This window comes from Pseudomonas sp. NS1(2017) (assembly GCF_002269425.1).
Classification (GTDB): Bacteria; Pseudomonadota; Gammaproteobacteria; order Pseudomonadales; family Pseudomonadaceae; genus Aquipseudomonas; species Aquipseudomonas reactans.
Window position 1 is genome coordinate 1,861,017 of sequence record NZ_CP022960.1, and the last position, 15,518, is coordinate 1,876,534.

8 protein-coding genes and 1 pseudogene are annotated in these 15,518 nt (G+C 61.6%); 2 read left to right on the plus strand and 7 right to left on the minus strand.

Going from position 1 to position 15,518, the window contains the following annotated elements:
- Window positions 1-30: 30 nt before the first annotated feature.
- The 5 genes and pseudogenes from selO to CI807_RS32075 form a co-directional block, all read right to left on the minus strand.
- Window positions 31-1,494: a protein adenylyltransferase SelO gene (gene selO / locus CI807_RS08925; RefSeq protein WP_095014415.1), complete on the minus strand. Its 1,464-nt coding sequence runs from the start codon at window positions 1,492-1,494 to the stop codon at window positions 31-33.
- A 48-nt stretch (window positions 1,495-1,542) separates the two neighbouring features.
- Window positions 1,543-4,884, minus strand: a complete 3,342-nt coding sequence (gene mscK, locus CI807_RS08930) for a mechanosensitive channel MscK (protein WP_095014416.1) — start codon at window positions 4,882-4,884, stop codon at window positions 1,543-1,545.
- Between the two features lie 50 nt (window positions 4,885-4,934).
- Window positions 4,935-6,677 carry a potassium/proton antiporter gene (locus tag CI807_RS08935; protein WP_016977199.1) on the minus strand — a complete coding sequence of 581 codons (1,743 nt, stop codon included), beginning with the start codon at window positions 6,675-6,677 and terminating at the stop codon, window positions 4,935-4,937.
- A gap of 157 nt (window positions 6,678-6,834) precedes the next feature.
- Window positions 6,835-7,707 (minus strand): methyl-accepting chemotaxis protein, encoded by an 873-nt coding sequence (locus CI807_RS32070; protein WP_371858000.1) that lies wholly within the window; start codon window positions 7,705-7,707, stop codon window positions 6,835-6,837.
- Window positions 7,708-7,737: 30 nt separating this feature from the next.
- Window positions 7,738-8,499, minus strand: a pseudogene (locus CI807_RS32075) (MCP four helix bundle domain-containing protein); the annotation flags it as partial.
- A gap of 239 nt (window positions 8,500-8,738) precedes the next feature.
- Here CI807_RS32075 and CI807_RS08945 point away from each other — a divergent pair.
- Together CI807_RS08945 and CI807_RS08950 are read left to right on the plus strand one after the other, a co-directional pair.
- Complete coding sequence (locus CI807_RS08945) at window positions 8,739-8,969, plus strand: hypothetical protein (protein ID WP_095014418.1); 231 nt, start codon at window positions 8,739-8,741, stop codon at window positions 8,967-8,969.
- On the plus strand, window positions 8,966-9,259 hold the full coding sequence (locus CI807_RS08950) for a cell division protein ZapA (RefSeq protein WP_016977202.1): 294 nt from the start codon (window positions 8,966-8,968) through the stop codon (window positions 9,257-9,259). The genes CI807_RS08945 and CI807_RS08950 overlap by 4 nt, the downstream gene beginning before the upstream one ends.
- Here CI807_RS08950 and CI807_RS08955 read toward each other — a convergent pair.
- Together CI807_RS08955 and putA are read right to left on the minus strand one after the other, a co-directional pair.
- Entirely contained in the window at window positions 9,256-11,058 is a 1,803-nt protein-coding gene (locus tag CI807_RS08955; protein ID WP_095014419.1) for an acyl-CoA dehydrogenase, read from the minus strand. The genes CI807_RS08950 and CI807_RS08955 overlap by 4 nt on opposite strands.
- A gap of 166 nt (window positions 11,059-11,224) precedes the next feature.
- Window positions 11,225-15,178, minus strand: a complete 3,954-nt coding sequence (putA, locus tag CI807_RS08960) for a trifunctional transcriptional regulator/proline dehydrogenase/L-glutamate gamma-semialdehyde dehydrogenase (protein WP_095014420.1) — start codon at window positions 15,176-15,178, stop codon at window positions 11,225-11,227.
- Between the last annotated feature and the right edge of the window lie 340 nt (window positions 15,179-15,518).

Genomic DNA, 15,518 nt, shown 5'->3' on the forward strand with positions numbered 1-15,518 from the left:
AGGCGGTGGGCGATCTTCTGGATAGACCTCCTACGACGAACAACTAATCTCCAAATGCTTCCCCCAATCCGGCGGACGCTGTGCGTATTGCTCCATCCCCGCCTGCTCCTCAAACGGCTTGGAAAGCACCTCATGCAGTCGTCGCACCTCGCTGTAATCCCCGGATTCGGCGGCCGTGATGGCGTTTTGCGCCAGGTAGTTGCGCAAGATATACAGCGGGTTCACCGCGTGCATCCGCGCACGGCGCTGTTCCTCGCTGTAGTCACCATCCCGTGCAACGCGCGCCTTGTACTGCTCGGCCCAGGCATCAAACCCGGCCAGGTCGACAAAGTCATCGCGCAACCGCGCCACGGCCAACGCCGCCGACTCATCTCCCAGGCGGCGGAAGAACAGGGTGTAATCCACGCCGCTGTTCTGCATCAGCTTCAATAAACGCTCCACCAACTGTTGGTCATCGTCTTCGGCGCTGGTCAGCCCCAGGCGGCGGCGCATCAGGTCCAGGTAGTTCACCTGATACAGCGGCAGGTACAGCCCAAGCGCTTCTTTCAAGGCATCTACGCTGATAAACGGCGTCAGTGCTTGCGCCAATGCGCTGAGGTTCCATTGCCCGATCGGCACCTGATTGCTGAAGGAGTAACGCCCTTCATGGTCCGAGTGGTTGCAGATGAAGTGCGCGTCAAAGTCATCCAGAAATGCAAACGGCCCGAAGTCGAAGGTGATGCCCAGGATCGACATGTTGTCGGTGTTCATCACGCCGTGGCAGAAGCCATAAGCCTGCCATTTAGCGATCAATTCGGCGTTGCGCTCGACGATTTCGCGGAACATCGCCAGGTACGGCTCGGGTTGTTTGCGGCACTCGGGGTAGTGCAGGTTCAGCACATGCTCGGCCAACAGCGCCTGCTGCTCGGGCTTCTTGGTGTAGTAGAAGTATTCGAAATGGCCGAAGCGGATATGACTGTGCGCCATGCGCAATACCATCGCGCCACGTTCCTGCTTCTCACGCCACACCGGGGTGTCGGAGCCGATCACGCACAAGGCACGGCTGCTCGGAATGCCCAGCGCGTGCAGCGCTTCGGAGGCCAGAAACTCGCGGATTGAGGAGCGCAACACGGCGCGACCATCACCCATGCGTGAGTAAGGCGTCATCCCGGCGCCCTTGAGGTGCAGGTCCCAGTGCTCGCCCGCTTCGTTGTACACCTCGCCCAGTAATAAGCCACGGCCGTCACCCAGTTGCGGGGTGTAGCCGCCGAATTGATGCCCGGAATAGACCATCGCCCGGGGCTCCGCTTCGGCCCACAATTTGTGGCCGCCAAACAGTTCGGCAAATACCGGCGTTTCGGCCACGGCGGGGTCGAGGTCGAGCAGGGCCAGGGCGGCCTCGCTCGCCACGACCAGGCGCGGCGCGTCGAGGGGCTCAGGCAGTACGTGGGTCGAAAACGCGTCGCCCAGGCGTGCGAAGCGGTTGTCGAAGGTCAGTTCGTCGAGGGCTTTCACCGGCCATCTCCAGCAGAATGTCCGAGCATTCTGCTGGGGATAGCGCGGTTAGTCGAGTTTGCTCGGCGGTGGTTCCTGCACGCCGCCATCGTTGGCGGGCTTGGCGGGTGGGGTGTCGACTTCCACCAACTTGTATTCCTGGCCGTGGAGGTTCTTGAGGTAGACCTCCATCTGGCGGAACGAAATGTTGATGCTCTCTTTCTTGAACTCGCGGTTGATAAAGCGGTTCACTTCGTCGATCACCGGGTTGCGGTCGCCCAGGTCGCGCACGTGCATGCGCAGTTCGTGGTCAAGGGTGCTTTCGCCGAAGTTGAGGAAGTACACGTGGGGCTCTGGCTCCTTCAGTACCCGAGGGTTGTCGCGGGCGGCCTTGAGCAGCAGTTCCTTCACACGGTCCAGGTCGGAGCCGTAGTCGACGCCGAGTTTGAGGGTGACGCGGGTGATGGTGTCGGTCAGCGACCAGTTGATCAGTTGCCCGGTGATGAAGGTTTTGTTCGGGACAATGATGTCCTTGCGGTCAAAGTCAGTGATCGTGGTGGCGCGGATGCGGATCTTGCTCACCGTGCCCGACAGGTTGCCGATGGTGATGGTGTCGCCGATGCGCACCGGGCGTTCGAACAGGATCATGATGCCGGAGATGAAGTTCGCGAAGATCTCCTGCATACCAAAGCCCAAGCCCACCGACAGCGCCGCCACCAGCCATTGCAACTTGTCCCAGCTCACGCCGAGGGTGGACAGGGTGGAGACGAAGCCGACGCCGGCAATCACATACGACAGCAGCGTGGTGGTCGCGTAGGCACTGCCTTGGGCCAGGTCCAGCTTGGACAGCACCAGCACTTCGAGCAGCCCGGGCAGGTTGCGCGCCAGGGCGAAAGTGATGCCGATGATGATCAACGCGCCGAGCAGGTCACCGATGCTGATCGGCACCATGCTGATATTGGCGCCGGTGCCGCTGGTGTATTCGTACAGCGTGACGTTATCCAGGTACGAAAACACCGAGATCAGGTCCGACCACACCCAGTACAGCGCCGCGATAAAGCCGCCGAGCAAGGCCAGGCGGATCAGGCGCATGGACTGTTCGTTGACCTGTTCGATGTCCAGGGTCGGTTCTTCGATCACTGCTTCGCCGTCGCCGGCTTCCTTGGCGGCTTGGCGTTTGGCCAGGGCGCGCGCATAGGCCAGGCGTCGGGCGGCAACGCCCAGGCCGCGAACGAAAGTGGCTTCGATCACCAGCCAGAACATCAGCAGGTACAGGGTGTTGATCAGGCGGTCACTGAGCTTGAGTGCGGTGTAGTAGTAGCCAAAACACACGGCGATAAACAACGCGACCGGCAACGCGGTAAACAACAGGCCCACGGCCTTGCGGAACAGCGAGGCTTTTTCATGGGTCGGGCTGTTGAGCAACAGGCGGCCGAGCAGCCAGGCCATCAGCGCGTAGCAGGTGAGTACCACACCAATGCCCAGCACGTCGTCGGCCAGCGCCGCCGGTTGGTGTTCGGCGATGGCCACCACGGCCACCAGCGCCAGTACCACCAACCCGAGCTTGCGCACCCAGCCTTGCAGGAATTCGACCTGGGGTTTTTCCCAGCGGAAGTGCAGTTCCGCCACGCCACCCGGCGCCAGGATGCGATAAGCGGTGTAGAACACCAGCCAGGCCTGGGCGATCTGCAGCAGGGCCGAACCGAGGTTGGCGTTCTGCCCACGGGCGTCGATCTGCAGTGCGTAGCCGCACAGCGCCAAGCCCAGGGAAACCGGCATCGCCAGCAGAATATTGATCAGGATGGCCTGGGGCGTGTGCCACTGGCTGTCACGCTTGAAGTGGCCAATATCCAGATGCACCTTGTTCAGGCGCTGGTACAGGTTTTTACGGCGCCACAGCAGCGCGCCAATCAACAGCAGCAGCGGCAGGAACAGCAGCGGGCGCTGGGTCAGGCCGTCATACAGTTCGCTGACGCTGGACGCCCAGGGCAGGGTAGCGACTTGCTTGCTCAGGTGCGCCGGCACGGTTTCCAGCCATTCGGTGTCCAGCGGCTTGTTGCTGGGGATCCAGAACATCTGCTCATCCAGCGTCGCGCGCAGGGTGGTAGCGGTGCTGAGCAGTTGTTTCTGGTTCAGTTGCAGGGTGATGGATTCGTTGAGCAGTGCGCTCAGCTCACGGCTCAGGCGCTCCAGCAGATCGCTGCGGGTAATCGCCAGTTCCAGCAGGGTGCGACGCAGTTGCGGAGTGACGTCTTCCGGCGCTTGGTTCGCCAGCAAGTTATCCACATAGGCGCTCGGCGAACTGATCAGTTCGCGTTGCTGGTTGACCTCGAACTGGTACAGGCGAATGTTGGCGATGTCGTCCGCCAGGTCGCGGTCCACGGTCAGGCGTGGCAAGGCTTGTTTCTGTTTGTAGAGGATCTTGGACAGCAGCAGGCTGCCCTTGAGCACGTTGATCTGCTCGTCCAGGGCCGAGTCGCTCTGGGTCACCGTGTCGAGTTGCTGCTTGGTTTTCAGGTTCTTCTGGGTCAGATCGTTGAGGCGGTCGGTGCTTTTGAGCAGGTAGTCGGACAGCTTCAGGTTGGCCGCGCTCTCGGTGGCGAGCAGGCTGCTGCCGCCGGCTTTTTGCGCTTCGATGGACTGCTGGGTCACCGTTTGTTGGGACTGGGCCAGGCGTTTCTGGTTGATCAGGGTTTGCAGGTCCTGGATCTCTTGTTCCAGGCGCGCGGTTTTTTCCATCACCAGGTCGTGTTGGCTGTTGCCCAGGTCTTGCAGTTGGCTGTTGCCGGCCAGTTCCTGGCGGCGCAGCGGGATCAGTGCGTTGAGGGCGGCCAGTTCGGCATTGAGCTGGTTGCGCTGGTCGCCGCTGAGGGCCTTACCGTTGTCTTTGCCGGCCTTGAGGATCGAATTGATCTGCAGGATGCGCGTCTGGCTGCTGCTGATTTCGGTCTGGGCGCGTTCGGGGCGGGTCTGGGCGGCGATGGACAGGCTGTTGGCGTCGGCCAGTTCTTTTTGCAGGTCGCCTTGCTGGGTGGTGCGCTGCACCAGCAGTTGCTCAAGCTGCGGCACCGGCAAGGTGGCGTAGCGCTGGGCGACCGGGATGATTTTGGTGGCCTTGAGCCGGGTCAGTTCGCGCTGGTTGTCGGCGGTCTCGCGCGGCGCGTCTTCCAGCTGGCGCTTGAGGTCGACCAGGCGCTGCTCGTAATCCTGCTTGTTGCCCAGGTACGTCAAGGTCTGCTGCAGGATGGTCTGCAGGGCCTTCATGTCGGCGTCGGGCAGCTTGCGGTCGGGCAGCTTGTCCAGGGTTTGCTGGATGGCGTCGGCGCTGGGCGGGTCGGCCGCGTGAACGGTGCCGACACAAAGGGTCAGGCCCAGCAGGGCAGTGGCGAGGAACGTGCGCAGGGTAGGCATAGAGACCGGTCTTGCAAGGTGAAGAATCGGGGGCGTCGTCGCCCCGCAGTTTAGAGGAAGAGTCCGGGGCCCGGGCGACTTCCTTCGGGGAATCTGACGCCCACTTTGCCAATCTTGTTCCCGTCCATGACCGCGACGGTCCAGATGGTGTTGTTCCACTCCACCTGGTCGCCGACGATGGGCGCGCCGCCGACTTTCTGGGTGATGAAACTGCTCAGCGGCATATCCGGGTCGATGCCTTCCAACTTCAGGCCGTACAGCGCGGAAACCGCGCCCAACTGGGCGTCGCCTTCCAGCACGAAGTCGCCGAAGAAACGCAGGTCCAGACCGCGTTGCGGGGCCTGGCTGAACAGTTTGCCCAGGGCCGGCAGGTTGTGTTCATGGCCGATCACGCAGAGCAAATCGCCGACTTCCAGTACCGTACTACCCGACGGATGGAGCAGTTGCTGGCCACGGAACAGCGCGGCGATCCGCGTGCCTTCGGGCATTTTCAGCTCACGCAGGGCGGCGCCGATGCACCATTTTTCCGCGCCCAGGCGGTAGACGAACAGCTCCCACTCGCTGGTGACATGCACTTCCAGTGCGGCACGGGAAATCGGCGCCGGGTCCGGCGGTACGGTGACTTTGAGCAGCTTGGCCACCCACGGCAGGCTTGTGCCCTGCACCAGCAGCGACACCAGCACGATAAAGAACGCGAGGTTAAAGTACAGCTGCGCATGGGGCAGACCGGCCATCAGCGGGAACACCGCCAGAATGATCGGCACCGCGCCCCGCAGGCCGACCCAGGCGATAAAGGCCTTTTCCCGACCGTGGAACGCTTTGAAAGGCAGCAGGCCGACCATTACCGACAATGGCCGCGCAAACAGAATCATCCACAGCGCCAAGCCCAGGGCCGGCAACGCGATGGGCAGCAAGTCATGTGGCGTGACCAGCAGGCCCAGTACCAGGAACATGCCGATCTGTGCCAGCCAGGCCATGCCGTCGAGCATATGCAAAATGCCATGACGGCTGCGCACCGGGCGGTTGCCGATCACCAGGCCGCACAGGTACACGGCGAGGAAGCCGCTGCCGTGCAAAGCGTTGGTCACCGCGAACACGAACAGGCCGCCGGCGATCACCAGGATCGGGTACAGGCCGGTGGCCAGGTTGATGCGGTTGACCATTTGCAGCATCAGCCAGCCGCCGCCCAGGCCGACCACGCCGCCGATGCCGAACTCGCGCACCAAGTGAGTCAGCAGGCTCCAGTGCAGGCCGGTCTGGCCGCTGGCCAGCATGTCGATCAAGGTGACGGTGAGGAACACCGCCATGGGGTCGTTACTGCCGGATTCGATTTCCAGGCTGGCGGTGACCCGTTCGTTGAGGCCCTTGCCGCCGAGCAGCGAGAACACCGCTGCGGCGTCCGTGGAGCCGACAATCGCACCAATCAACAAGCCCTGGATGATATTGAGGTCAAACAGCCAGGCCGCGGCCATGCCGGTGAGGCCGGTGGTAATCAACACCCCCACCGTGGCCAGCGACAAGGCTGGCCAGAGTGCCACGCGGAAACTCGCCACCCGTGTGCGCAAACCGCCATCGAGCAGGATCACGGCCAGGGCGAGGTTGCCCACCAGGTAGGCGGTTGGGTAGTTATCAAAGATGATGCCGCCGCCATCGACGCCGGCAACCATGCCCACGGCCAGAATGATCACCAATATCGGGATCCCCAGGCGGGACGAAAGAGAACTCACCAGAATGCTCGCACTCACCAGCAACGCGCCGATCAAGAACAGGCTGTTGATGGTCGTCGCATTCAAAGGCAGTACTCCATGAGCAAACAAGACGGGGCGCAAACTGACCATGCAGTCTGCGTGCCAGCGATTCTAACCTGTTGAATTGCTGCGCTGTCAAAAAGCTTTTGTGGGGTAAATCCTGTAGGAGCCGGGGGGACGCCTACAGGGTGGGATTAGTCAGTTAGAGGCGGAAGCGCCCGACCATCCCATTCAAGTCCACCGCCAGGCGCGACAGCTCGCTGCTCGCCGCACTGGTCTGGCTGGCGCCGGCCGCCGACTGGGTCGACAGATCGCGGATGTTCACCAGGTTGCGGTCGACTTCCCGTGCCACCTGGGCCTGTTCTTCCGCCGCGCTGGCGATCACCAGGTTGCGCTCGTTGATCTCGACGATCGCGGTATTGATGGTATCCAGCGACATCCCGGCGCCTTTGGCGATGTTCAGCGTCGATTCGGCGCGTTCGGTGCTGTTGCGCATCGAATCCACCGCGTGCTCGGTACCGGCCTGGATACTGCCGATCATCCGCTCGATCTCGCTGGTCGACTGCTGGGTGCGATGGGCCAGGGCGCGCACTTCGTCCGCCACCACTGCAAAACCGCGACCGGCTTCACCGGCACGTGCCGCTTCAATCGCCGCGTTCAGGGCCAGCAGGTTGGTCTGGTCAGCCAGGCCGCGAATCACGTCGAGTACCTTGCCGATGTCGCGCGACTCATTGGCCAGGTCGCCAATCAGGGTGGCCGTGGCTTGCACATCGCCGCTCATGCGTTCGATGGCGCTGACGGTTTCCTGTACCAGATCACGGCCATCACCGGCGGACGTGGTGGCGTTGCGCGATGCCTCGGAGGTGCTCACCGCATTGCGGGCGACTTCTTCGACAGCACTGGTCATCTCATTCACCGCCGTGGCGGCTTGTTCGATTTCGTTGTTCTGCTGGGTCAGGCCACGGGCGCTTTCGTCGGTGACGGCGTTCAGTTCTTCCGCAGCAGACGCCAGTTGGGTCGCGGACCCAGCGATGCGTTGCAGGGTGTCGCGCAACTTGTCCTGCATCTTGGCCATGGCCGCCAGCAGGCGCCCGGCTTCGTCGTTGCCGTCGACCTTGATCGGCCGCGTCAGGTTGCCTTCGGCCACTTCTTCGGCGGCTTCCAATGCCTGGGAGATGGGCAGGGTGATGCTGCGGGTCAGCAGCCACGCAAACAGCAGTGTCAGCAGGGTGGCGATCACCAGCAGGCTCACCACCATGTTGAAGGCCATGTTGTATTGGTCTTCGGCATCTTTATTGGTAGCCAGGGCCATCTTGTTGTTGATGTCCAGCAGGCGGGTGAGCACGGCGTTGACCTGCTCGGAGTTGCTCAGCAGTTCGGTGTTGAGCAGGGCGCGCAGCTCTTCCACTTGATTGGCGCGGGACAGGCTCTTCATGCGCTCTTCAATCTGATGGTACTGGCCCAGCAGGCGTACGTATTCGTCGTAGGTCGAGCGCTCTTCGCTGCTCTCGATGAGTTTTTCGTAGATGCCCTGCGCCGTGCGAATCTGCTGATTACGCAGCTCAAAGGCTTCCAGGGTTTTTTGCTGAACCTCCGGCTCGCGGTTGGTCAGCAGGCGGTACGACAGCACGCGCAGGCGCAGGGTCAGCTGGGTGAATTCATCGAGCGCACGAATGCTCGGCACGCTGGACAGGGTGATGTCTTCGGTGGCGCCACGGATCTTGCTCATCTGGTTCAGGGCAAACACACCGAGAAACAACATCAACGCGCCAATAAACGCGAAGCCGAGGAAGGCCCTCGGAGCGATATTCATATTACGAAGCGACATGCGGGAATCCTGGGGGAGAAGCGCGATCCGTGCGGCCATGAGACGGGGTGTCCCTCTCTATCGGTCGTACGACTAAAGTCTAAAGGGGCGTGTGCGGTTTTGTCGCATCTGACGAGGGGTTTGATCGATTCAGGAACCAGATCCGGTAAATGCAGTCACTAAGGCTCGAAAGTACGGCCCGGCCCTTAAAAATCGGGCTGCGCGCCGGGGATAACCCTGGCATCCGAGGTGAATTTTCTTTATCGTCACCGCCCTTTGAAAAAGCCCGAGAAATCAAAATGTTAGAAGCATCCCTCAGCCAATTGGAACAACTGGTCAGCGACCTGGTACAACAGAACCAGGACCTGCTGGGCATCAACGAATCCCTCAAGGCGGAACTGGCCCGCGCCAAGGACGAGAACGACAGCCTGCAACTGAACCTGATGGAGCAGGAAGAAAAGCACGGCGCCACCGCCGCACGTATCCAGGCGCTGGTTGAGCGTGTGAGCGCAGGGCCTGTCGGCGCATGAGTGAAGGGATAAAGGTCGTTTCGATTCTCGGAGAGGATTACTCGATCAAGGCTCCGGCCGGGGAAGAGAAAACCCTGATGCACGCCGTGACCCTGCTCAAGGCGTCCCTGGCCACCACCAAGAAGAAGTACCCGACCCTGATCGGTGACAAGCTACTGGTGCTGGCGGCGCTGAACCTGTGCGCCGAGCAGATCGAAATGCAGCAGGCGCACCAGCAGGAACTCGACCGTTACCAAGAGCAAGTCAGCGCCACGGTCGATGTGATTTCCAAGGCGATCGGAACGCCTTAGAACCACTCATCTTGCATGCCGAGGCACGTGTCATCGCGGGCCTCCAAGATTGCCAGTTCATGATGGCAGCTCGGCACTTCCCAGGTCAGGAAGTACCGGGCAGCCTGGAGCTTGCCTTTATAGAAGGCCACATCCGCCGCATTGCCCTTGGCCAAGCCTGCTTCGGCGCGAATCGCCTGTTCCAGCCAGCGCCAGCCAATCACCGTATGCCCGAACACCTTCAAGTACAGCGCTGAGTTCGCCAGGCTGCTGTTGACCTTGCCGTGGGCGAGATCCGTCAGCAAACCGAGGGTGACGCTTTGCAGGCGGTTGACCAACTGTTCCAGCGGTTCCCTCAGCGCGGTAAGGCTTGGGTATTCCTGGGCACGTGCGCCGGTTTCGGCGATCAGTCGGATGAGTTGCTTCAAGCCTGCGCCGCCATTCTGCGCCAGCTTGCGCCCGAGCAGGTCCAGGGACTGGATACCGTGGGTGCCTTCGTGGATCGGGTTCAGGCGGTTGTCGCGGTAGTACTGCTCCACAGGGTATTCGCGGGTATAGCCATGGCCGCCGAGAATCTGGATCGCCAGTTCGTTGGCCTTGAGGCAGAACTCCGACGGCCAGGATTTGACGATGGGCGTGAGCAAGTCCAGCAATTCATGGGCCTGCTTGCGCTCAGCTTCGGTTGCCAGGGTGGTGGTGTCATCGAATAGGCGTGCGGCGTAGAGGCCGAGGTCGAAGGCACCTTCCACGTAGGATTTTTGGGTGAGCAGCATGCGTTTGATGTCCGCGTGCTGAATGATCGAGACCGGCGCGGTCGTGGGATCTTTACTGTCGGGCAGGCGACCTTGCGGGCGTTCGCGGGCGTACTCCAAGGAGTAGAGGTAGCCGGCGTAACCGAGCATGACCGCGCCCATGCCGACACCAATCCGCGCCTCGTTCATCATTTGGAACATGCAGCTCAACCCCTGGTGCGGTTTACCCACCAGATAGCCGACGCAATTCCCGTTATCGCCGAAGTTCAGCGCGGTAGACGTGGTGCCACGCCAGCCCATCTTGTGGAACAGCCCCGCCAGCAACACATCGTTGCGCTCGCCCAGGCTGCCGTCGTCGTTGACCAGGAACTTGGGTACGATAAACAGCGAAATGCCCTTCACCCCGGCCGGCGCGTCCGGCAGTTTGGCCAGCACCATGTGCACGATGTTTTCCGACAGCGGGTGGTCGCCGCCGGAAATGAAGATCTTGTTGCCCTTGAGTCGATAGCTGCCGTCAGCCGCAGGCTCTGCCCGTGTACGAATATCTGACAGCGAAGAACCGGCATGGGGTTCGGTAAGGGCCATGGTCCCGAAGAAACGGCCGTCGATCATCGGTTGCAGGAAGCGTTGTTTCTGATCCTCGGTGCCGAAGCTTTCAATCAGGTTGGCGGCGCCCATGGTCAGGAACGGGTAGGAAGTGGATGCCGCGTTGGCCGACTGGAAGTGCGCAAAACAGGCTTGGGACAGCAGGGTCGGCAGTTGCATGCCACCCGCTTCAAAGCTGCGGGCTGCGTTGAGGAAGCCGGCTTCCAGGAAGGCGTCCACGGCGGGTTTCACCTCCGGAATCAAGATGGCCTTGCCGTCTTCGTAGCGCGGTTCGTTTTCGTCGTTCTTGCGATTGTGAGGAGCGAAGTACTTTTCCGCGATGTTGCGCGCGGTGCTGATGGCAGCATCGAAGGTTTCGCGATTGTGTTCGGCAAACCGCTCGCGCTGGGTCAGGCCCTCGGCATCGAGGACTTCGTACAGCTCGAAAGCCAGATTGCGGGAACTGAGCAGCGTCTCGGACATGGCGGATTACCTTTAGAAAAGTATGCCGCAGTCTAGGAGTGCTGATAAAAACGGGGAAGGAAGATAGATGGGGGTGATGGGGCGGCACAAGTTGCAAGCTTCAAGCTACAAGTAAGAGCGCGATGCTTTTACTTGTAGCTTGTAGCTTAAAACTTGCCGCTGCTGATCAGCCGATAGTCATCAGGCTGGCATTACCGCCGGCAGCCGCAGTGTTAACGCTCAACGCACGCTCGATCACCAAACGCTCCAGCGCAATCGCTGTCTCACCTTGCGACAAACCATGCACGCCGACAATCGCCCCACCACGCTGGGCCACTTGCTGGCACACCGCACGCAATTGATCGGAATCACCGTGATGCAAGACCGCGTCGAACACCACGTCGTCTTTGGTCCAATCAGCCACGCGCTTGATCTTCGCCTGAATCTCCTTCGGCAGGCGTGGGAACAAGGCCTTGGTCAGGTCAGATTCCGGCCATACCGCCGAACCGCCCACGGCCAGTACCGCCGCCAGTTGCGTCAGCAGATCGCCTTCCACTTCCGCCAGGCACAGTACGTGCTCGCGAGGCAGGATGGCGTAGCTGTTGCGTTCGCCGGTCGGGCCGGCCAGTTGGCGGGTGATACCGCTTTGCGATTGCGCGGCGAACTGGCTGCACAGGGCGCTCAGGTCGCTGAACTTATTGCTGTCGGCCCAGGTTTTCAGGGCGGTCAGCGGCTGGCTCATGGCATCGCGCAGGCGCACGTCCGGCGCGGCCAATGCGTCGCCGCGTACGAAGGATTGCTCGATGGCATCCGTAGGACGCGTCGACAGCAGGCGGTACAGGTACAGCGGGCCACCGGCTTTCGGGCCAGTGCCCGACAGGCCTTCGCCGCCGAACGGTTGCACGCCGACCACAGCACCGACGATGTTGCGGTTCACATAGACGTTACCGGCATGGACGTTGTCGATCACCTTGGCGATGGTCTCGTCGATACGGGTGTGCACGCCCAGGGTCAGGCCATAGCCGGAAGCGTTGATCTGGCCGATGAGCTGGTCGATCTCTTTGCGCTTGTAGCGCACCACGTGCAGTACTGGGCCGAAGATCTCGCGTTGCAGTTCGTCGAAGCTTTCCAGCTCGATCAGGGTCGGCATCACGAAGGTGCCACGCTTGATCTCTTCACCATCGGCAATCGCCACTTGATACACAGTGCGGCCTTTGTCGCGCATGGCCTGGATGTGTTTCTCGATGCCGGCCTTGGCTTCGGCGTCGATCACCGGGCCGATGTCGACGGACAGGCGCTCTGGGTTACCCAAGCGGCATTCCGCCATGGCGCCCTTGAGCATTTCGATGACACGGTCTGCCGAGTCTTCCTGCAGGCAAAGTACACGCAGGGCCGAGCAGCGTTGGCCGGCACTGTCGAAGGCCGAGGACACCACATCGATAACCACTTGTTCGGTCAGCGCCGAGGAGTCGACGATCATCGCGTTCTGGCCACCGGTTTCGGCGATCAGCGGGATCGGACGGCCCTGGGCGTCCAGGCGGCCGGCGACATTACGTTGCAGCAGGCGCGCCACTTCGGTGGAGCCAGTGAACATCACGCCTTTGACGCGATCATCACCCACCAGGCGGGCACCGACGGTTTCGCCCTGGCCCGGCAGCAGTTGCAGCACGCCTTCCGGAATACCGGCTTCCAACAGGATGCGCACGGCTTGCGCGGCGACCAGCGGAGTTTGCTCGGCCGGCTTGGCCAGTACCGGGTTGCCGGCGGCCAATGCGGCGGCGACTTGGCCGCTGAAGATGGCCAGCGGGAAGTTCCACGGGCTGATGCACACCACCGGGCCCAGTGGGCGGTGGGCGTCGTTGGTGAAATCGTTGCGTGCCTGCACCGCGTAATAGCGCAGGAAGTCTACGGCTTCACGCACTTCGGCGATGGCGTTGGCGAAGGTCTTGCCGGCTTCACGGGCCAGCAGGCCCATCAGTGGCTGAATCTCGCCTTCCATCAGGTCGGCGGCACGCTCCAGGATCGCGGCGCGCTCGGCGGGCGGGGTGGCCTGCCAGATCGGGCCAGCGCTGATAGCGCACTGGATAGCGTTGTCGACGTCTTCGACGGTGGCTTCTTGCACATGACCGACCACGTCACGCAGGTCGGACGGGTTCAGTACTGGCGCCGCTGGTTGCTCGCTGGAGGCGCAACCGAGCATCGGCGCAGCTTTCCAGTGGTTGTGAGCGGTGGCCAGCAAGGCGCAGGACAGCGATGCCAGGCGGTGCTCGTTAGCCAGGTCGATACCGGCCGAGTTGGCGCGGTCGCTGCCGTACAGGTCACGCGGCAAGGGGATGCGCGGGTGCGGCAGGCCGAAGCCGCCTTCCAGCGTGGCCATTTGCTCGATGCTGGCCACTGGGTCGGCCACCAGCTCCTGAATGGAGATGGATTGGTCGGCAATGCGGTTGACGAACGAGGTGTTCGCGCCGTTTTCCAGCAGGCGACGCACCAGGTAAGCCAGCAGTGTCTCGTGGGTGCCGACTGGAGCGTACACACGGCACGGACGGTTCAGCTTGCCATCGGCAACCTTGCCTACAACCTGCTCGTACAGCGGTTCGCCCATGCCGTGCAGGCATTGGAACTCGTACTGGCCGGGGTAATAGTTCTGACCGGCGATATGGTAGATGGCCGACAGCGTGTGGGCGTTGTGCGTGGCGAACTGCGGGTAGATGACTTCCGGTACCGACAGCAGTTTGCGTGCGCAGGCAATGTAGGAAACGTCGGTGTACACCTTGCGGGTGTAGACCGGGTAGCCTTCTAGGCCTTCGACTTGGGCGCGCTTGATCTCGCTGTCCCAGTACGCGCCTTTTACCAGGCGGATCATCAGGCGATGGCGGCTGCGGCGCGCCAGGTCGATGACGTAGTCGATCACATACGGGCAACGCTTCTGGTAGGCCTGGATCACGAAACCGATGCCGTTCCAGCCGGTCAGTTGTGGCTCGAAGCACAGGCGCTCCAGCAGGTCCAGCGACAGCTCCAGGCGGTCGGCTTCTTCGGCGTCGATGTTCAGGCCGATGTCGTATTGCTTGGCCAGCAGGGTCAGGGACAGCAGGCGCGGGTACAACTCGTCCATCACGCGCTCGTATTGCGCACGGCTGTAGCGCGGGTGCAGGGCCGACAGCTTGATGGAAATGCCCGGGCCTTCATAAATCCCACGGCCGTGGGACGCTTTACCGATCGAATGGATGGCTTGTTCGTACGAGGCCAGGTACTTCTGCGCGTCGTGTTCAGTGAGTGCGGCTTCACCGAGCATGTCGTAGGAGTAGCGAAAGCCCTTGGCTTCGAACTTGCTCGCGTTGGCCAGGGCTTCGGCAATGGTTTCGCCGGTGACGAACTGCTCGCCCATCAGGCGCATGGCCATGTCGACGCCCTTGCGGATCATCGGCTCGCCGCTCTTGCCGATGATGCGGCTCAGGGACGAAGTCAGGCCCGCTTCGTTGTGGGTGGCGACCAGTTTGCCGGTCAGCAGCAAGCCCCAAGTCGCGGCGTTGACGAACAGCGACGGGCTGTTGCCCAGGTGCGGCTGCCAGTTGCCAGTGCTGATCTTGTCGCGAATCAGTGCGTCGCGGGTGCCTTTGTCCGGGATGCGCAGCAGCGCTTCGGCCAGGCACATCAGTGCCACGCCTTCCTGGGACGACAGGGAAAACTCTTGCAGCAGACCCTGAACAATACCGGCACGGCCGCCAGCACTCTTCTGGTTACGCAGTTTTTCAGCGATCGAGGCCGCGAGCTTGTTGGTGGCTTCGGCCATTGGGGCCGGCAGGCGAGCCTGTTCGATCAGCATCGGCACCACTTCCGGCTCGGGGCGGCGGTAAGCGGCGGTGATCGAGGCGCGCAATACGGATTGCGGCAGGATGCTCTCGGCGAACTCCAGGAAGCACTGGTGGGCGTGGTCGGTCTGGACCTCGCCTGCATCGTCGGCGTCCTTGCTGCTCAAACCATTGAGTTCGGTCAGGGTTGCACCACCCTCCAGTTTCTCCAGGTAATTGAAAATCGCCTGCTTGATCAGCCAGTGCGGCGTGCGATCAATGGAGGTCGCGGCAGCCTTCAGGCGCTCGCGGGTCGGGTCGTCGAGTTTGACCCCAAGGGTGGTCGTAGCCATTTTCTTATCCTCATGGGTGCCACTACCGAGTGGCATCAGCTGGCGGCAAGATTAGCTTTGCGCATGCAGAGGTGCAACCGGGTGCAACCCTTTTTGTTCAGGAAATTTTCGATCGTGATCGGGAAAAAAACACACCGCCGACGGATTGCGCTCTGCCTTGGTGCGTTTGCTTCTGAGATCGGCTGTTCTTGCTCCGAAAAGGAGCAAAAACAGTGCGTTTTACACAAAACATATCTAGGTGCAACTTAATCTCACGAAACTGGTTGCACCTTATTTGCTTTGTTGAATAGCATTCGCGCACCAAGGTGCAACCACTTTAAAAGTTCGGTTCATCGGCTGA